Source organism: Streptomyces sp. NPDC002958 (assembly GCF_055563255.1).
Map to the genome: position 1 here is coordinate 249610 of NZ_JBVHDS010000003.1, position 18318 is coordinate 267927.

The window sequence follows — 18318 nt, forward strand, 5'->3', positions numbered from 1 at the left end:
CCGGTGTTCGGCGGCCGCAGCTCTGTCGGGTCCGTCAGCTGTCGGTCGCGTCGCCGTCCGTGTCGCTTGCCCCGGCCCCTTCGTCGGCACCGTCCTTCTCGTCGGCGACGGGTGTGCGCTCGGGCAGCTCCGCCGCCAGCGCGGCCGCGGCCCGAACAAGCGGAAGTGCGAGCAATGCCCCACTTCCTTCACCCACGATGACGCCGTGGTCCAGCAACGGGTTGAGTGCCATCCGGTCCAGCGCCTTGGTCTGCCCGGGCTCGCCGCTCGCCTGACCCGCCAGCCACCAGTCCGGCGCCCGGAAGGCCGCCCGCTGACCCACCAGCGCACAAGCCGACGAGACCACACCGTCCAGAATCACCGGCAGCCTGCGCACCGCGCACTGGAGCAGGAACCCGGTCGTCGCCGCCAGATCCGCACCGCCCACCGTGGCCAGCAGCTCCAACTGATCGCCGAGGACCGGGCGGGCCCGCCGCAGCGCGTCCCGGATCGCCGCGCACTTGCGCATCCACGCCAGATCGTCGATGCCCGCACCGCCGCGCCCGGTCACCACCGAGGCGTCCGTGCCGCACAGCGCTGCGATGAGCGTGGCCGCGGCCGTCGTGCCGCCGACACTCAGATCGCCGAGCACCACCAGATCGGTGCCCGAGTCGGCCTCCTCGTCGGCGATCGCCATACCGAGACTTACCGCCTGCTCGGCCTCCTCGGCCGTCAGCGCGTCCTCGATGTCGATCCGGCCGCTGCCGCGCCGCACCCGGTGACGTACCACCGACTCGGGCAGCAGCTCCGGGTCGCAGTCCAGACCGGCGTCGACGATCCGAACCGGTACGGAGAACCGGCGGGCCAGCACGGCGAGCGGAGTCGCGCCCTCCAGCGTGGCCCGCACCAGCTCGTGCGCACTCCCGGCCGCGCGCCCCGAGACCCCCAGTTCGGCAACCCCGTGGTCACCGGCGAAGAGCACCACGCGCGGCTGCTCGATCGCCTTGACCGGTACGGACTGCTGGGCGGCCGAGAGCCATTCGCCCAGCTCGTCCAGGCGGCCGAGGGCGCCGGGGGGAACGACCAGGCGCTCCCGGCGTTCCTCGGCGTCGCGCCGTACGCCGCCGTCGGGGCGTTCGATCAGGTCGGAGAAGTCGTCCAGATTCACGGGGGTCTGCCTCGCGGGTCGATACGTGGAGTGGGCCGGCGAGCCCGGCGGCGGGCTCACTGCGGAACAGTACCCGCCGCGTTTCCGGCACCCCGTCAGTGCGAGGTTCCGTCGCCGAACCGCAGCTGCGTCATCGCGGGCGTCAGGGTCCGCAGCCCCGGGAGCAGCGACTGGATACGGATCAGCTCACCCATCGCGCCCCGCCCCCGCGGCAGCCGCAGCGCCCGCACCTCGGTGATCCCCGGATGCGCGGTGCGCAGCTTGTGCCGCTCGCCGGGGTTCATCGCCCAGCGCATCGGCGGAGTGGTCATCCCGCTGACCTTCGACGTCCCGGCGACCGTGCCCCTGGCCAGCCAGCGCGCCATCGTGTCCAGTACGAGGATGCCGCCGGGCAGCCGTTCGGCACAGGCCGCCAGGATCCTCCGTACCTCCTTGGGGGGCAGATACATCAGCAGCCCCTGCGTCGTGACGACCACGCCCCGGCCCTCCGGGTCCTCGATCTCGTCCAGCCAGGACAGATTGCTCGCCGACCGGGACAGTGTGCGCAGCCGGTCCGAGGCGGGCAGCAGCGTCCGGCGCAGCTCGGCGACCTCCGGCAGCTCCACGCTCAGCCAGCTCAGCCGGCCGTTGTCGACCCGCCAGAAACCGGTCTCCAGACCGTCGCCGAGCGCGACCACGGTGGCATCCGGCCGGGTGGCGATATACCCCTCCACGGCCAGGTCGAAGCAGCGTGAGCGCAGCCCCTGCGCCTGCGAGTGGAACGCGTTCGGCCGCCCGAACCGTTCTTCGAAGGGGTAGTCCAGATCCTTCAACAACCGGAGCGCCATCGGATCGTCCAGTACCGGATAGGGCTGCCCCGCCTCGTACGCCCGGTTGTAGAGCGTCCACAGCAAGGTCTCCGGAACTTCGTTCAGTATCGGTCGTACACGTGCCATGTCCTCTCCTCCAGTTCCCGCGTTCCCTTTTCGTGCCCCGTGTTTCGTGCCCCGTGGTCAGCCGCGCAGCCTCAGCACCTGTCCGGCCACCACCAGGAGCACCTGTTCGCACTCGTCGGCGAACGCGGCGTTCAACCGGCCCAGCTCGTCCCGGAACCGCCGCCCGGCAGCCGTCGCGGGCACCACGCCCGAGCCGGTCTCATTGGTCACGGCGACGACCGTGCGCCGCGTTCCGCGCACCGCGGCGACCAGCTCGGCGGTCCGCTCCCACAGTGCGTTCTCGCCGCCGCCCGCCCACGCCGCGTCGTCCCAGGCATCCACCCGGTCCATCGCATCCGTCAACCACAGCGACAGACAGTCGATGAGCAGCGGGGGCCCGTCCGATTTCAGCAGTTCCACCAGCTCACAGGTCTCCTCGGTGCGCCAGGCGGCCGGCCTGCGCTCCCGGTGCAGCCCGATCCGGGCCGCCCACTCGGCGTCCCCTTCCCTGCCTCCACCGGTCGCCACGTACACCACCTCGGGGAACGTCTCCAGACGCCGCTCGGCCTCCAGCGACTTCCCCGACCGGGCCCCGCCCGTGATCAGCGTGCGCCGCGGTACATCCGGCACCGCGTGGTACTCGCCCACCACCAGGGTCGTCCCGTCCGGCACGGCCCGCGCGCCGGCTGCCGCGAGCCGCCGGTCCAGCTCGGCGCCGGGCGGTGCGTCATGGTCGAGATGGGCGGCGATGATCTCGGTGGTCGGCCCGATCGCCTCCACGGCCCGCAGCCGCGCCACCGCGTCCGGCCGTCCGACCACATCGCCGACGACCATGTCGTACGGCTGCGCCACCCGGTCCGCGAGACCGGAGGGCGCGGCGCCCGGCGGAAGGTAGAGCAGCCGGGCGCCCTCCGGCGCCGTCACGTCGTATCCCGTCCCCGGCGCGTCCATCGGCACCGCCCGCACCCGGTGCCCGCTGATCAGCGTCAGCTCCCGCCCGTCCGGCACCCGTCCTGCCGGGGGCAATCCTGCGGGCAGCTCCACGGCGGGCCCGTCGTGCGGATGGGTGAGCAGCACCTGCCGTACGCCGGCGAGCGAGTGCCCCGCACGGGCCGCGGCGAACACGGCCCCCGGAGTGAGATCGAGCAACAGCGCGTCGTCGACCAGCAGAGCGGTCGCGGCTCGTGAGCGCGTTCCGCGGGCGGCGGCGCAGGCGGCGCAGGGACATTCGGGCCGCGGCAGCCCATCGGGGGCTCCGGTGCCGAGCAGAGTCAGTTCCACGCCTCCGATCCTCCCGCGTCCGCGCGACGGGTGCGCGACTTGGGGGTGCCCGGGAGGGCGCAGGACCCGGTCCCGTACTGGTTGGAGGCACTAGGCTGCGGGCAGCAAAGTGACCCAGGAGGCGGACATGGCGTGGACGTGGCGGTTCGAGAAGTCCGACGGTACGGAGACGGAGCCGGCCCTGCAGCCGGAGGAATTCACGACGCAGGGCGATGCGGAGTCCTGGATCGGTGAGTACTGGAAGGAACTCCTCGACGGAGGGGCGGACCAGGTGACGCTCTTCGACGACTCGACGAAGATCTACGGCCCCATGAGCCTCCAGGCCGACCAGGGCTGATCCGCCCGACGCGTGAGCAGCCGTACGGGCTCGTCCGTACGAGCCCGTACGGCTGTGTCCCTGCACCGCGTGCCAAGTCGTCTCGCCGAGGGACAAGAACTCCGCCCGCGTGATGCTGGTCCGGGCTGGTCTCAACCCGGCTGGTGCTGAGGGCGTAAGACCCCCGGGGGCGCTGCTCCCGGAGGCAGCCTGAGCCAGGAATCCCCTCCCTCAGGGAGGGGAGGATGTCAAGGCACTAGATCTCGCCCAGAGTGGCTTGCGTCGTCTTCTCCACCCCGTTGCGCAGATACGTCACGGTGACCTTGTCGCCCGGCTTGTCCGAGGCCAGCGCCTCCGACAGCGACGTGATCGTGGTGACAGGCAGATCGTCGATCTTGGTGATGATGTCGCCGACCCGCAGCCCCGCCTCCTCCGCGGCGCCACCCTTCATCACGCTGACCAGCGCGACCCCGGCCGGCTGGTAGTTGTCGTCGACGACCGTGCGTCCGGTGATGTCCAGCGCCGCCCGGCCCGAGTCGGTGACCTTGCCGCTCTTGATGATCTGGTCGGCGACCGTCTTCACCATCGACACAGGGATCGCGAACCCGATGCCCGGCGCCGCGCTGCCCCCCAATTGCGGGTCGGTCGCCGCCAGCGTCGGGATGCCGATCACCTCGCTGTCCAGGTTGACCAGCGCGCCGCCGCTGTTGCCCGGGTTGATCGCCGCCGAGGTCTGCACCATGTTCGCGATCGTCGCGCCCGTGCCGCCGGCCGCGCGGCCCTCGCTGACGGTCCGGCCGAGCGCCGAGACGATGCCCTGGGTGACGCTGGAGGAGAGTCCGAGCGGCGAGCCCATCGCCAGCACGATCTGTCCCACCTCGACCTTTTCGGAGTCGCCGAACTTCGCGGGCTCGAGCCCCTCCGGAACGCTGTCGAGCTTGATGACGGCCAGATCCTGTTCCGGATAGGTGGCGACCAGCGAAGCCTTCTGCACCTTCTCGCCGGTGGCGACGGTGACCTTGAACGTGCTCTCGGAGCCGACCACATGGGCGTTGGTGACGATATGGCCCTTGGAGTCGTAGACGACGCCGGAGCCCAGGCCTTCGGAGGCGTCGATCTGTACGACCGACGGCAGCACGTTCCTGATCACGGCCATGTAGTCGTTCTGCAGATCATTGGCGGCCTGGGTGGCGGTGGTCGTCTGCGTGGAGCCCGGCTTGGTGCGATCGGTCTTCGACGACTCGGAGTTCGTGTCCGAGCAGCCGCTCACCAGGGCGATCGCACAGACACCTGCGGTCAGAGGCAGCAGCAGCCGACGCACATGGCTGCGGGAGTGGGGTGCATCCATGTCCGAATTATTACTTTTAAGCCTTTTGGTGGCCTGTTGGGTTCGGCCGACCGGGCACGGCGCCGGACGAGTCCGGCGACCGCCCCCGTGTCCGCTAGCCCCGCACCCCGCACAGATGCAGCAGCGCAGCCACCCTGCGGTACGGATCCGTCCGCCCGGCCCGGTCCTCCGCGGCCAGCACCCGTTCCAGTTCGGTGGCGGCCGGCAGCTCCACGTCGTTGCTCACATTGTCGGTGAAGACGCGCACCCCGTACCAGGCGTGCAGGGGCGCAGCGATCCCGGCGAGCGTGGCCGTCAGGGCGTCCAGCCGGTCGGCCCGTACCGCGAGACCCAGTCGATTGGTGTAGGCGTCCGTGTCGAAGGCGGCCAGCGCCGCGTCCCAGTCCCCGGCGGTCCCGGGCCGCATCGCCAGTGCGTCGGCGTTCCGTACGAGCAGCGAGAGCAGCCCGCCGGGAGCCAGCATCCGGGCCAGAGCGGCCAGCATCGCGTCCGGCTCCCGCACATACATCAGCACGCCGTGGCAGAGCACCACGTCGAAGCTGCCGGGCAGGAAGTGCACCCCGGTCTCCAGGCCGTCGCCCTCGAGCAGCCGGACTCGCTCACGGATGCCTGCGGGCTCGCTGCCGAGCGCCTCACGGGCCACCCGCAGCATCGCGGCGTCGGACTCCAGGCCCGTCACGGTGTGGCCGGCCCTGGCCAGGCGCAGCGCCTGAGTGCCCTGGCCGGGGCCGACATCGAGGATGCGCAGCCGCTGCCCGACCGGGAATCGGGCCGCTATCTGCTCGTCGAGCTGTCGGGCGACGAGTTCCTGGCGGACGGTGTTGCGCAGTCCGCCGAGCCCCTTCAGCCACGCCGAGGAGGCTCCCGAGAATCCGGAGACGGGGACGGGGGCGGCGGCACCCGGCAGCCCGGCGGACGGAGCGCCGGCCGAGTCGGAGATATCCGTACTCAGGGCCGCTCTCCACGCTTGACCTGCGGTTTCGGCAGCCGGAGCCGACGCATCTGAAGCGTACGCATCAGGCCGTAGGCGATCGCGCCACGCCTGGGCGTATCGGCGAAGCGCTCGTTCAGCTGCTTCTTCAGGCGGAACGCGAGACCGATCGAGTCGATGACGATCAGCACGATCACGAAGAGCCAGAGCAGCAGTGAGATGGTCTGGATGCCCGGCACCTGGATCACGCTGAGGATCAGAATGATCACGGCGAGCGGCAGGAAGTACTCCGCGATGCAGAAACGCGAGTCCACGTAGTCGCGGACGAAGCGCCGCACTGGGCCCTTGTCGCGAGCCGGCAGATAGCGCTCGTCGCCACTGGCGAGCGCTTCACGCTGCTTGGCCAGGTCCACACGGCGCGCTTCGCGCTGCCGCTTCACGGCCTCCTTGCGGTTGAGCGGCACGCCACTGGAGGCACGGCGGCGCTGCGACTGGGCATCGCTGCGCTTGGGGGTGGGGCGACCTTTGGGGGCCTGCGGGTCGCGGGGCTGCTTGGAGAGGTCCGCCGTCACCTTGCCGGTGGGCGCCTTCTCTTCCTTAGAACGGCTACGGAACACAAGGCCCAAGGGTACGGGTTCGATCGCCGCGACCCCAGGCCGGGCGGGAACGATCCGGCAACGGCCTGCGTCCTCGCAGGTGTCCCCATGGGTTCGGCGGGGATGCCGCCACCGGTTTTCCCGACCGCCACCTACTCCTCGGGCCGGAGCGGTGACCGGGTGCAGTCGTCCTTGGGGAGGAGCACATCTGTGCTCGAACAGTGCGGTAATAGAGACAGGGCCCGTACTGTGGGTTCTGTTGGAGTGCTGGAGCTCAGTCCGTCAGAAGGGGGCGCGCGAAGCCCATGAGCGGTGTCATGAAGCGTATGGGGATGATCTTCCGCGCGAAGGCAAACAAGGCCCTTGACCGGGCCGAGGATCCGCGCGAGACCCTCGATTACTCGTACCAGAAGCAGCTGGAGCTGCTTCAGAAGGTGCGCCGCGGTGTCGCCGATGTGGCGACCTCGCGCAAGCGGCTGGAACTGCAGCTGAATCAGTTGCAGGGGCAGTCGTCCAAGCTGGAGGACCAGGGCCGCAAGGCGCTCGCGCTCGGCCGCGAGGACCTGGCCCGCGAGGCGCTGTCCCGGCGCGCCGCACTCCAGCAGCAGGTCACCGACCTGGAGACGCAGCACACCACGCTGCAGGGCGAGGAGGAGAAGCTCACTCTCGCGGCGCAGCGGCTGCAGGCAAAGGTCGATGCCTTCCGTACCAAGAAGGAGACCATCAAGGCCACCTACACCGCTGCCCAGGCGCAGACCCGGATCGGCGAGGCCTTCTCCGGCATCTCCGAAGAGATGGGCGATGTCGGTCTGGCGATCCAGCGGGCCGAGGACAAGACCCAGCAGCTGCAGGCCCGGGCCGGCGCGATCGACGAGCTGCTCGCCTCCGGAGCCCTGGACGACCCGACCGGGACGGCGAAGGACGACATCGCCGCCGAGCTGGACCGGATCTCCGGTGGTACGGATGTGGAGCTGGAGCTGCAGCGCATGAAGGCCGAGCTGGCCGGCGGTTCCACCCAGCAGCAGGCGATCGAGGGCGGCCCGCAGGATGCGGCGCAGCAGCAGTCGTCCCAGTCCCCGCACAAGTTCGACAAAAGTTAAGGCAGCGTCATGATCGTACGGATCATGGGGGAGGGTCAGGTCACACTGGCCGACAGTCATGTCGACGAGCTCAACGGGCTCGACGACGAACTGCTCGCCGAGATGGAGCGCGGCGACGGCCCCGCCTTCCGCTCCACCCTCCACGCGCTCCTCGCCAGGGTGCGCGAACTCGGTACCCCCTTGGCGGACGACTCCCTGGAGCCGTCCGAGCTGATCCTTCCGTCGTCCGACGCGACCCTCGAAGAGGTGCGCGCCATGCTCCGGGACGACGGGCTGATCCCCGGCTGACGTCGGCGCTCTCCAGCACTCGCACGGGTCCGTGCCCCGTGTCCGGTCCGCCGGACACGGGGCACGGCTGTGTCCGCGGCACGGCTGTGCCAGTGGCACGCAGCTCCGGCGGTTCAGCATGCTCCGTGCCGTCTTCGCCGTACGACCCGGACCGATTCCCGCGCGACACGCCGTAACGTAGCTTGACATGACCACCCTCGGAATCGGGGTGCTGCGCGTTCGGCACTGGCTGCGCAACCATCCCCTGGCGTTGGACGCCGCGCTCGCCCTGGCCGTGCTCGTGGCCATGATCATCGGGTCGTTCGTCGACGCGAACGCACCGCACGGCCCCACGTTCGGCACCCGCAGGCCCGAGGTGGGCAGTGTGCTCCTGATGGTGCTCGGTGCCATCGCGCTCATCTGGCGGCGGCGCAGTCCCATGCCGGTGCTCGCGGCCACCGCCGGGCTGACGCTCGTCGAGCTGGTGGGCTTCGACCCACCGGCCCCGGTGGTGATGAGTGCCGTCATCGCGCTGTACACCGTCGCCGCCCGCACCGACCGGCCCACCACCTGGCGGGTCGGTCTGCTGACCATGTCCGCGCTGACGGCCGCCGCGATGCTGTTCGGCTCGGCGCCCTGGTACAGCCAGCAGAACCTCGGGGTCTTCGCCTGGACCGGCATGGCCGGCGCCGCAGGGGACGCCGTCCGCTCCAGGCGCGCCTTCGTCGACGCGATCAGGGAGCGCGCCGAACGGGCCGAGCGCACCCGCGACGAGGAGGCACGGCGAAGGGTCGCCGAAGAGCGGCTGCGGATCGCCCGCGATCTGCACGACGTCGTCGCCCACCACATCGCCCTGGTCAACGTCCAGGCCGGGGTGGCCGCCCACGTCATGGACAAACGCCCCGACCAGGCCAAGGAGGCGCTGGCGCACATCCGGGAGGCCAGCCGCTCCGCGCTCAACGAACTCCGGGTCACCGTCGGGCTGTTGCGTCAATCCGGCGACCCGGAGGCGCCTACCGAACCGGCCCCGGGGCTCGCCGGCCTCGACGAGCTGGTGGACACCGTCCGGCGGGCCGGTCTCCCGGTCGAGGTGGCCTGCACCGACCGGTGGTCCCCGCTGCCCGCGGCCGTCGACCTGGCCGCGTACCGGGTGATCCAGGAGGCGCTGACCAATGTGCGCAAACACGCGGGCCCCGGGGCGAAGGCCGAGGTGAGTGTCGTACGGGTCGGGACCACGGCAGAGGTCACCGTGATCGACAACGGCACGGGTGGAGGCGGCCACAACGGGGACGGCGGCGGTCACGGCCTCCTCGGCATGCGTGAACGCGTCACCGCGCTCGGCGGCTCCCTCACCGCGGGGCCTCGCTACGGCGGCGGATTCCGGGTCCATGCGATCCTGCCCGTCGAGGCCCGGACGGCAGAGCCGGAGGAACCGGGCACGGCGGGCCGGACGGGGGAGAAGGTATGACACCGCCCATCAAGGTGCTGCTCGTCGACGACCAGGCGCTGCTGCGCAGCGCGTTCCGGGTGCTGGTCGACTCGGAGGCCGACATGGAGGTGGTCGGCGAGGCGGCGGACGGCGCTCAGGCCGTGGAACTGGCCCGCGCGACCCGCGCCGACGTGGTGCTGATGGACATTCGGATGCCCGGTACGGACGGACTCGCCGCGACCCGGATGATCAGCGCCGATCCGGAACTGGCGGATGTGCGGGTCGTCATGCTCACCACCTTCGAGGTGGACGAGTACGTGGTGCAGTCGCTGCGGGCCGGGGCGTCCGGTTTCCTCGGCAAAGGGGCGGAACCGGAGGAACTGCTCAATGCCATACGCATCGCCGCGGGCGGCGATGCGCTGCTCTCACCGGCCGCGACCAAGGGCCTGATCGCCACCTTCCTTGCGCAGCGCGACAGTTCGGGCGGTGACAGGCCGAGCGCCGCGGAGTACTCCGAGCGGCTCGCCGCGCTCACCGGCCGCGAACGCGAGGTGTTGGTCCTGGTCGCGGGCGGGCACTCCAACGACGAGATCGCCGAGCGGCTCGTCGTCAGCCCGCTCACCGTCAAGACCCATGTGAACAGGGCGATGGCGAAGCTGGGCGCCCGGGACCGGGCTCAATTGGTGGTAACTGCGTACGAATCAGGCCTGGTGCGCCCCAGGGTGGAGTGACGGGTGGAGATACGGCGTACTCCATCTGCGGTATGCGCGGCATAAGGAAGCGACCCTGGGGCGACGCCCGGGCCCCGGTGGATGAGCGATCGTACGGATGGGCCGGGTCTGTCCCCCAGCCGCCCGCCCACCTGCCGCGTAAGCCACAGAAGAGAGACCCACCCATGTCCTGGCTGTCCAGATTCAGCCTCGCGCAACGGGCCCTGATCGGGCTGATCTCGATCGTCGCGCTCGTATTCGGAGCGATCGCGATCCCGCAGCTCAAGCAGCAGTTGCTGCCCACCATCGAACTCCCGATGGTGTCGGTGCTCGCCCCCTATCAGGGAGCGTCCCCCGATGTGGTCGAGAAGCAGGTCGTCGAGCCGCTCGAGAATTCCGTCAAGGCCGTCGACGGCGTCACCGGTGTCACCTCGACCGCCAGCGAGGGCAACGCCGTCATCATGGCGAGCTTCGACTTCGGCAGCGAGGGCACCAAGCAGCTCGTCGCCGACATCCAGCAGGCGGTGAACCGCGCCCGCGCCCAACTTCCCGACGACGTGGACCCGCAGGTCATCGCCGGCTCGACGGACGACATCCCGACCGTCGTCCTTGCCGTCACCTCCGACAAGGACCAGCAGGCGCTCGCCGACCAGTTGGACCGCACGGTCGTCCCCGCTCTGGAGGACATCGACGGCGTCGGCCAGGTCTCCGTCGACGGTGTGCAGGACCTCCAGGTCTCCATCACCCCCGACGACAAGAAGCTCAGCGCCGCCGGTCTGAACGCCGCGACGCTCTCCCAGGCACTCCAGGCGGGCGGCGCGACCGTCCCCGCCGGTTCCTTCTCCGAGTCGGGCAAGAGCCGTACCGTCCAGGTCGGCGGCGCCTTCACCTCCCTGAAGCAGATCGAGGACCTGCGGGTCACCGTCCAGAACCCGGCTACGGGCGCCCTCGGCACGGCGGTCCGCGTCGGTGACGTCGCCACGGTGAAGCAGGAGCCGTCCACCGCGGTCTCCATCACCCGTACCAATGGCAAGCCGAGCCTCGCCGTGGTGGCCACGATGGACAAGGACGGCAGCGCCGTCGCCATCTCGGACGCGGTCAAGGACAAGCTCCCCGACCTCCGCAAGGACCTCGGCGCCGGCGCCGAACTGACCATCGTCTCCGACCAGGGCCCCGCCGTCTCCAAGGCGATCTCCGGTCTGACCACCGAGGGCGCGCTCGGTCTGCTCTTCGCGGTCATCGTGATCCTGGTCTTCCTCGCGTCGCTGCGCTCGACCCTGGTCACCGCGGTCTCCATCCCGCTCTCCGTGGTCCTCGCGCTGATCGTGCTCTGGACCCGCGACCTGTCGCTCAACATGCTCACGCTCGGCGCGCTGACCATCGCGATCGGCCGCGTCGTCGACGACTCGATCGTGGTCCTGGAGAACATCAAGCGTCACCTCGGCTACGGCGAGGAGCGCCAGTCCGCGATCATCACCGCGGTGAAGGAAGTGGCCGGCGCGGTCACCTCATCGACCCTCACCACGGTCGCCGTCTTCCTGCCGATCGGTCTCGTCGGCGGCATGGTCGGCGAGCTCTTCGGCTCGTTCTCGCTGACCGTCACCGCGGCCCTGCTGGCCTCCCTGCTGGTCTCACTGACCGTCGTCCCCGTCCTGTCCTACTGGTTCCTCCGCGCTCCGAAGGGCAGCACGGAGAACCCGGACGAGGCCCGTCGCAAGGCCGAGGAGAAGGAAGCCCGCAGCCGACTCCAGCGGCTCTATGTCCCGGTGCTGCGCTTCGCGACCCGGCGCCGTATCACCAGCATCGTGATCGCCATCGTGGTGCTGCTCGGCACCTTCGGCATGGCCCCGCTGCTGAAGACCAACTTCTTCGACCAGGGCGAGCAGGAAGTCCTTTCCATCAAGCAGGAGTTGACCCCCGGCACCAGCCTGGCGGCCGCCGACGAAGCGGCCAAGAAGGTCGAGAAGGTCCTCGCCGACGACGAGGGCGTCAAGAACTACCAGGTCACGGTCGGCTCCTCCGGCTTCATGGCCGCCTTCGGCGGTGGCACGGGAGCCAACCAGGCCTCGTACCAGGTGACGCTGAAGGATTCGGACGACTTCGACGCCACGCAGGACCGGATCGACGAGGCGCTCGGCAAGCTCGACGGCATCGGTGACACCACCATCGCCGCAGGCGACGGCTTCGGCAGCCAGGACCTCAGCGTCGTGGTCAAGGCCGCCGACGCGGACGTCCTGAAGAAGGCATCCGAAGAGGTACGGGCCGAGGTGGCCGAGCTCAAGGACGTCACAGACGTCCAGAGCGACCTGGCGCAGAGCGTCCCGCGGATCTCGGTCAAGGCCAACGCCAAGGCCGCGGACGCCGGCTTCAACCAGGCCACGCTCGGCGCGGCTGTCGCCGGAGCGGTGCGCGGCACCCCGTCCGGCAAGATGATCACGGATGACACCGAGCGTGACGTCGTCATCAAGTCCGCCCACCCGGCGACCACGATGGCCGAGCTGAAGAACCTCTCCCTCGGCCCGGTCAAGCTCGGCCGGATCGCCGATGTCGAGCTGGTCCCCGGACCGGTGTCGATGACGAGGATCGACGGCCAGCGCGCCGCGACCATCACCGCCAAGCCCACCGGTGACAACACCGGCGCGGTCAGTGCCTCGCTCCAGACGAAGATCAACGCTCTGAAGCTCCCGGACGGCGCCACCGCCACCATCGGCGGTGTCTCCGAGGACCAGAACGACGCGTTCCTGAAGCTCGGCCTGGCCATGCTGGCCGCGATCGCGATCGTCTTCATGCTGCTGGTGGCGACCTTCAAGTCCCTGATCCAGCCGCTGATCCTGCTGGTCTCCATCCCGTTCGCGGCAACCGGCGCGCTCGGCCTGCTCGTGGTCACCGGCACCCCGATGGGCGTACCGGCGATGATCGGCATGCTGATGCTGATCGGCATCGTGGTCACCAACGCGATCGTGCTGATCGACCTGATCAACCAGTACCGGACGCAGGGCATGGGCGTCGTCGAAGCAGTCATCGAGGGCGGCCGCCACCGGCTCCGCCCGATCCTGATGACCGCACTCGCGACGATCTTCGCCCTGCTCCCGATGGCGCTCGGCGTCACCGGCGAGGGCGGCTTCATCTCCCAGCCGCTCGCCGTCGTGGTGATCGGCGGCCTGGTCACCTCGACGCTGCTGACGCTGCTCCTGGTGCCGACGCTCTACGCGATGGTGGAGCTCCGCAAGGAGCGCCGGGCTAAGAAGAAGGCGGCCAAGCGCGCCGGGAAGACCGGCGTCCCGGCGCCGGCCGAGGCGGGGGACTCCACCGCCGAGGAGCCGGAACCCGCGAAGGCCTGACGCCCGCTGCAGACGAAAGGCCCCGGCACCGGTGAACGGTGCCGGGGCCTCCGCACGCCTGCGTGGCGTTGGGGGTCCGGGGCTTGCCCTTGGTTGCGGGAAGGGACGGGTGGGGGAGAAGGCCCCCCACAGGCGCACCCCGCCTGCGGCGCCCGCCCCCTACGGCAGCGCCAGCATCCGCTCCAGCGCGAGCTTCGCGTACTTCTCCGTCTCCGGGTCGACCTCGATCCGGTTGACCAGGTTTCCCTCGGCCAGCGATTCCAGCGCCCACACCAGGTGCGGCAGGTCGATCCGGTTCATCGTCGAGCAGAAGCACACCGTCTTGTCGAGGAAGACGATCTCCTTGTCCTCGGCCGCGAACCGGTTCGCCAGGCGTCGCACCAGGTTCAGCTCGGTGCCGATCGCCCACTTCGAGCCGGCCGGCGCCGCCTCCAGGGCCTTGATGATGTACTCCGTCGAGCCGACATGGTCCGCCGCCGCCACGACCTCGTGCTTGCACTCCGGGTGCACCAGCACGTTGACGTCCGGAATCCGCTCGCGCACATCGTTGACGGACTCGACGGAGAAGCGCCCGTGCACCGAGCAGTGCCCGCGCCACAGGATCATCCTGGCGCTGCGCAGCTCCTCGGCGGTCAGGCCGCCGTTCGGCTTGTGCGGGTTGTAGAGGACGCAGTCCTCCAGCGACATCCCCATGTCCCGGACCGCGGTGTTCCGCCCCAGGTGCTGGTCGGGCAGGAAGAGCACCTTGCCTGCCGAGGGCTCCCCCTGCTCGAAGGCCCACTCCAGCGCCCGCTTCGCGTTGGAAGAGGTGCAGATCGTGCCGCCGTGCTTGCCGGTGAAGGCCTTGATGTCGGCGGAGGAGTTCATGTACGAGACGGGTACGACCTGCTCGGCGACCCCGGCCTCGGTCAGCACGTCCCAGCACTCGGCGACCTGCTCGGCGGTGGCCATGTCGGCCATGGAACAGCCCGCCGCCAGGTCCGGCAGCACGACCTTCTGGTCGTCGGTGGTCAGGATGTCCGCGGACTCGGCCATGAAGTGCACACCGCAGAAGACGATGTACTCCGCCTCCGGGCGCGCGGCCGCGTCCCGGGCGAGCTTGAACGAGTCGCCGGTGACGTCCGCGAACTGGATGACCTCGTCGCGCTGGTAGTGGTGGCCGAGGATGAACACCTTGTCCCCGAGCTTCTCCTTGGCCGCGCGGGCACGCTCCACCAGGTCCGGGTCGGACGGGGATGGCAGGTCGCCGGGGCACTCGACGCCGCGCTCGCTCTTCGGGTCGGCATCGCGGCCGAGGAGGAGCAGCGCGAGGGGCGTCGGCTGGACGTCGAGATCCTGGACGGGGTGGGCCGTGGTCACGTCACGCACCCTTTCTTCTCTGCGGAGGAGCCTTTTCGTCGAAATGACGCTATCTATCATAACCGCTTTATGTCACTTTGACGATGGCCATAGTGTCGATGTGACGCATCCCCCGGGACAGTTGTTGTGCGAGCATGAATGGAACAGGCAAGCGCTCGGCCCGGAATGAATCCGCGGTCCCGACGGTTGCAACGTCGGCAAGCAGTCTCCGTACAACCCGGGAGAGAAGCAGATGTCCGTATCGGACGAGACCACCACCGTGAGCGACGGCATCCTCCTGTCCGACGCCGCCGCAGCCAAGGTCAAGGGCTTGCTGGAGCAGGAAGGCCGTGACGACCTGGCGCTGCGCGTCGCCGTCCAGCCCGGCGGCTGCTCGGGCCTGCGCTACCAGCTCTTCTTCGACGAGCGTTCGCTCGACGGCGATGTCGTGAAGGACTTCGACGGCGTCAAGGTCGTCACCGACCGGATGAGTGCTCCGTACCTGGGTGGCGCCTCCATCGACTTCGTCGACACCATCGAGAAGCAGGGCTTCACGATCGACAACCCGAACGCCACGGGCTCCTGCGCCTGCGGCGACTCCTTCAGCTAGGCCCTGAAGGCAGCGGCAGAACAGCAGAACGGCGGCGGCCCCGGATTCCGGGGCCGCCGCCGTTGTCGTACGCGGCGGGCGTCAGGCGCGGGGCACATCGCCGCCCGACGCCGCGTCGACCACCGTCCGGTCACCGAGCGGGGCGTCGAGCGTCACCGTCCGGGTCAGCTCCTTGACGATCATGATGCAGACCTTTTTCTCGTCCGGCTGCGACTCCGTCACCGTCACCCGTACCGTCCGCCCGTCCTCGGTCGCGCTCGCCGCGTACGTGCTGCACACCCCGCCCCAGAACGTCACGGACAGGGTCCGTCCGTCGGCGCTGTACGACAGGATCTGCCGCCGGGTCTTCTCCGTGTCCCCTGGGGGCGGGGTCGTCGCCGACGGTGCGTCCTTCGTCAGATACGCAGGGTCCACGGCGACCTGGGGCACGGTGTCACCTGTGCCGCCCGCCGCCGGCCGCACGGAGAAGAGCCAGGACGGTACGAGCGTCTGCTTGCCCGCCACATACTGTTTCGTCAGGCCGAACACCGCCTTGTCGACCGTCACGGTCGTCGTCGGCCGCTCCGGCCCGGTCCGCTTCCCGCACGGGATCTCGGGCGACTTCAAGCCATCCTCCAGCGGTACGGGAGTGGCGCACCCGCCGAGATCCGCGCGCCCGTCCGGCCGGGACGCCGCCCCGTTCAGCCGCTTCAGCGCCTCGCCCGCGCTGATCACCGGATAACTGTCGCCCTTCTCCAGCCCCTTCAACTGCCCGCTGCCGCCGACCACTTCACCGCCCGAGCCCACCTGGACCCCGGTCGACCAGCCGTACGTGGGAAGTCCGTCCACCACCGGGTCGGCGTTCACCACCCGTACCGAACCCATGAGTTGGCGGGCATCGAGAGTGGCGTCATCCTGCCCGACCGCCTTCAGGACCGGCGCGGCAGCGGCCCTGGCGGCGCTCTCGCTCACCGGGGAGCCCGAACCGTCCGGGGCCACTTTCTTGCTCGAACAGACCGTGGTGCTCTCGCAGTTGTCCGTTCCCCCGGAGCCGTACCGGGCGAAGCTCCAGGTGCCCGGAGCCTGCTTGTTCACCCGGAGGACCGGGCCCGAGCCGTCCCCGTCGGACCCCACCTTCCAGGCCGTGCCCTCCGCCCGCGGTGTGCCCTGCAGCCCCAGTGCCTTCGCCAGCCGGGCCACCTCCGCCGCGGAGACGGTCCCCTCCGCGCGCTGTACCGCGGCCGTACGCGGCCCCTCGGGCAGCTCGCCGGACGCGCGGTAGACCACCTGACCGCCGTCCGGATCGGGCTCGCCGGGCGCGATGCCCCGCGAGGACCCCTCGGGCGCCGTCGGGTCGCCCGCGCGCTCGTCCAGGGCCAGCAGGGGCGGGGTGTGCCCCCCGCTGTCCGCCGCGCTGCCGCTGCCGCCGTCGCCGCCCGCGGCGGTCGAGGCCCAGTACGCACCGCCGCCCCCGGCCAGCAGTACGGCTGCCGCCACCGAGGCCACGGCGAGCGGCGAACGCCGCCGGGGACCGGTCACATCGTTGTCGGGTCGCTCGGTGCTCACCGGATCGCTCCTTCGCCTGCATCGCCGTCACACGCCGTCACCCGGCCTGTCGTCCGTCCCACGGGTGGGGACATCGGTGGGACGGGGTACGGGAGCGCACGGTTCCCCCAGGGGCGTCGGGCGCGACCGGTGCCGGTCTCAGTCGCCGTACTCGGACATGGCGTCGATCAAGCGGGCGGAGGCGGCCGGCACGTTCACCCCGTGAATCAGGGACGGCGCCACCCGAACGGGGGCAGACTTCGCGGGGACCACCCAGTGCGGCGCCATCCGCGCGCAGTCACCGCGCAGCTCGGCCAGGCTGATCTCGGACTCGCGCGTAGCGATGTGGTGGTTCCGCATATCCGCACCGTAGGCACCACGCGCCCCAGGAGGAAAGCCCTACTATCGGGTAGTTTTTCCCCCCTTCAGGGTGAGTACGGGGAACGGGTAGCGTGAACTGTCACGCAGCCCCGGGAATGCAGTCACCCGTTCCCCCCGATCTCCGCAGGAGCAGTCTCCCCGTGCGAATCGCAGTCACCGGCTCCATCGCCACCGACCACCTCATGACCTTCCCCGGCCGTTTCGCCGACCAGCTGGTCGCGGATCAGCTGCACACGGTCTCGCTCTCCTTCCTGGTCGACAACCTCGACGTGCGCCGGGGCGGTGTCGCCGCCAACATCTGCTTCGGCATGGGTCTGCTGGGCGCGAACCCGATCCTGGTCGGCGCCGCGGGCTCCGACTTCGACGAGTACCGCGCCTGGCTCGACCGCCACGGTGTCGACACCGGTTCGGTCCGGATCTCCGAGGTCCTGCACACCGCCCGTTTCGTCTGTACGACGGATGCCGACCACAACCAGATCGGCTCCTTCTACACGGGCGCGATGAGCGAGGCCCGGCTCATCGAGCTGAAGTCCGTCGCCGACCGCGTGGGCGGCCTCGACCTCGTCTCGATCGGCGCCGACGACCCCGAGGGGATGCTTCGCCACACCGAGGAGTGCCGCACCCGCGGAATCCCGTTCGCCGCGGACTTCTCGCAGCAGATCGCGCGGATGGGGGGCGACGAGATCCGGATCCTCCTCGACGGCGCCACGTACCTCTTCTCCAACGAGTACGAGAAGGGCCTCATCGAGTCCAAGACCGGCTGGAGCGACGAGGAGATCCTGTCCAAGGTCGGTCACCGGGTCACCACGCTCGGCGCCCGCGGTGTCCGGATCGAGCGGGCCGGCCAGGAGACGATCGAGGTCGGCTGCCCGGAGGAGGAGACCAAGGCCGACCCGACCGGTGTCGGCGACGCCTTCCGGGCCGGATTCCTCTCCGGTCTCGCCTGGGGCGTCGGCCTGGAGCGCGCCGCCCAGGTCGGCTGCATGCTCGCCACCCTGGTCATCGAGACGGTCGGCACCCAGGAGTACACCCTGCGCCGCGCCCACTTCATGGACCGCTTCACCAAGGCGTACGGCCACGACGCC

17 protein-coding genes and 1 pseudogene are annotated in these 18318 nt (G+C 70.2%); 9 read left to right on the top strand and 9 right to left on the bottom strand.

Going from position 1 to position 18318, the window contains the following annotated elements; genetic code table 11:
• Nucleotides 1-34 precede the first annotated feature (34 nt).
• From cobT to ACZ3IC_RS07480, 3 genes are all read right to left on the bottom strand, one after another.
• Nucleotides 35-1147, bottom strand: coding sequence for a nicotinate-nucleotide--dimethylbenzimidazole phosphoribosyltransferase (cobT, locus tag ACZ3IC_RS07470; protein WP_467413547.1), 1113 nt, complete (start codon nt 1145-1147; stop codon nt 35-37).
• A gap of 95 nt (nt 1148-1242) precedes the next feature.
• Nucleotides 1243-2082 (bottom strand): class I SAM-dependent methyltransferase, encoded by an 840-nt coding sequence (locus ACZ3IC_RS07475; protein ID WP_467413549.1) that lies wholly within the window; start codon nt 2080-2082, stop codon nt 1243-1245.
• A gap of 57 nt (nt 2083-2139) precedes the next feature.
• Nucleotides 2140-3342: a bifunctional adenosylcobinamide kinase/adenosylcobinamide-phosphate guanylyltransferase gene (locus ACZ3IC_RS07480; protein ID WP_467413551.1), complete on the bottom strand. Its 1203-nt coding sequence runs from the start codon at nt 3340-3342 to the stop codon at nt 2140-2142.
• A gap of 127 nt (nt 3343-3469) precedes the next feature.
• Between ACZ3IC_RS07480 and ACZ3IC_RS07485 the strand changes: the two genes are divergently transcribed.
• Together ACZ3IC_RS07485 and ACZ3IC_RS07490 are read left to right on the top strand one after the other, a co-directional pair.
• Nucleotides 3470-3679, top strand: coding sequence for a hypothetical protein (locus tag ACZ3IC_RS07485; protein ID WP_072483289.1), 210 nt, complete (start codon nt 3470-3472; stop codon nt 3677-3679).
• A gap of 49 nt (nt 3680-3728) precedes the next feature.
• Nucleotides 3729-3872, top strand: a pseudogene (locus ACZ3IC_RS07490) (RNA-guided endonuclease TnpB family protein); the annotation flags it as partial.
• A gap of 42 nt (nt 3873-3914) precedes the next feature.
• On the opposite strand, the gene ACZ3IC_RS07495 reads toward ACZ3IC_RS07490, so the two are convergent.
• From ACZ3IC_RS07495 to ACZ3IC_RS07505, 3 genes are all read right to left on the bottom strand, one after another.
• Nucleotides 3915-5006 carry a S1C family serine protease gene (locus ACZ3IC_RS07495; RefSeq protein WP_467413552.1) on the bottom strand — a complete coding sequence of 364 codons (1092 nt, stop codon included), beginning with the start codon at nt 5004-5006 and terminating at the stop codon, nt 3915-3917.
• A 94-nt stretch (nt 5007-5100) separates the two neighbouring features.
• On the bottom strand, nt 5101-5835 hold the full coding sequence (locus tag ACZ3IC_RS07500; protein ID WP_467414025.1) for a class I SAM-dependent methyltransferase: 735 nt from the start codon (nt 5833-5835) through the stop codon (nt 5101-5103).
• 119 nt (nt 5836-5954) lie between these two features.
• The gene (locus ACZ3IC_RS07505; RefSeq protein WP_467413554.1) at nt 5955-6554 is read right to left on the bottom strand and encodes a DUF3043 domain-containing protein; all 600 of its coding nucleotides are present in this window, start codon (nt 6552-6554) and stop codon (nt 5955-5957) included.
• 296 nt (nt 6555-6850) lie between these two features.
• Between ACZ3IC_RS07505 and ACZ3IC_RS07510 the strand changes: the two genes are divergently transcribed.
• The 5 genes from ACZ3IC_RS07510 to ACZ3IC_RS07530 all read left to right on the top strand — a co-directional run bounded on the left by ACZ3IC_RS07510 (nt 6851) and on the right by ACZ3IC_RS07530 (nt 13380).
• Complete coding sequence (locus ACZ3IC_RS07510) at nt 6851-7633, top strand: PspA/IM30 family protein (protein ID WP_393691388.1); 783 nt, start codon at nt 6851-6853, stop codon at nt 7631-7633.
• Nucleotides 7634-7642: 9 nt separating this feature from the next.
• The gene (gene pspAA / locus ACZ3IC_RS07515; RefSeq protein WP_467413555.1) at nt 7643-7921 is read left to right on the top strand and encodes a PspA-associated protein PspAA; all 279 of its coding nucleotides are present in this window, start codon (nt 7643-7645) and stop codon (nt 7919-7921) included.
• Between the two features lie 187 nt (nt 7922-8108).
• Nucleotides 8109-9368, top strand: coding sequence for a sensor histidine kinase (locus tag ACZ3IC_RS07520; protein WP_467413557.1), 1260 nt, complete (start codon nt 8109-8111; stop codon nt 9366-9368).
• A complete protein-coding gene (locus tag ACZ3IC_RS07525; RefSeq protein WP_467413559.1) occupies nt 9365-10060 on the top strand; it encodes a response regulator in 696 nt (231 codons plus the stop codon). The genes ACZ3IC_RS07520 and ACZ3IC_RS07525 overlap by 4 nt, the downstream gene beginning before the upstream one ends.
• A 164-nt stretch (nt 10061-10224) precedes the next feature.
• The gene (locus ACZ3IC_RS07530; protein WP_467413561.1) at nt 10225-13380 is read left to right on the top strand and encodes an efflux RND transporter permease subunit; all 3156 of its coding nucleotides are present in this window, start codon (nt 10225-10227) and stop codon (nt 13378-13380) included.
• Between the two features lie 159 nt (nt 13381-13539).
• Here the strand turns inward: ACZ3IC_RS07530 and nadA are convergent, their stop codons facing one another.
• A complete protein-coding gene (gene nadA / locus ACZ3IC_RS07535; protein ID WP_467413563.1) occupies nt 13540-14748 on the bottom strand; it encodes a quinolinate synthase NadA in 1209 nt (402 codons plus the stop codon).
• Nucleotides 14749-14971: 223 nt separating this feature from the next.
• Here nadA and ACZ3IC_RS07540 point away from each other — a divergent pair, with 223 nt between their 5' ends.
• Nucleotides 14972-15328: a HesB/IscA family protein gene (locus ACZ3IC_RS07540; RefSeq protein ID WP_030933606.1), complete on the top strand. Its 357-nt coding sequence runs from the start codon at nt 14972-14974 to the stop codon at nt 15326-15328.
• Nucleotides 15329-15409: 81 nt separating this feature from the next.
• Here the strand turns inward: ACZ3IC_RS07540 and ACZ3IC_RS07545 are convergent, their stop codons facing one another.
• Both ACZ3IC_RS07545 and ACZ3IC_RS07550 read right to left on the bottom strand, forming a co-directional pair.
• Complete coding sequence (locus ACZ3IC_RS07545) at nt 15410-16873, bottom strand: hypothetical protein (RefSeq protein WP_467413565.1); 1464 nt, start codon at nt 16871-16873, stop codon at nt 15410-15412.
• 138 nt (nt 16874-17011) lie between these two features.
• Nucleotides 17012-17212, bottom strand: coding sequence for a hypothetical protein (locus tag ACZ3IC_RS07550; protein WP_467413567.1), 201 nt, complete (start codon nt 17210-17212; stop codon nt 17012-17014).
• Between the two features lie 161 nt (nt 17213-17373).
• On the opposite strand from ACZ3IC_RS07550, the gene ACZ3IC_RS07555 reads away from it, so the two are divergent.
• Nucleotides 17374-18318: carbohydrate kinase family protein (locus tag ACZ3IC_RS07555; RefSeq protein WP_467413569.1), on the top strand; the 945-nt coding region annotated here is incomplete at its 3' end.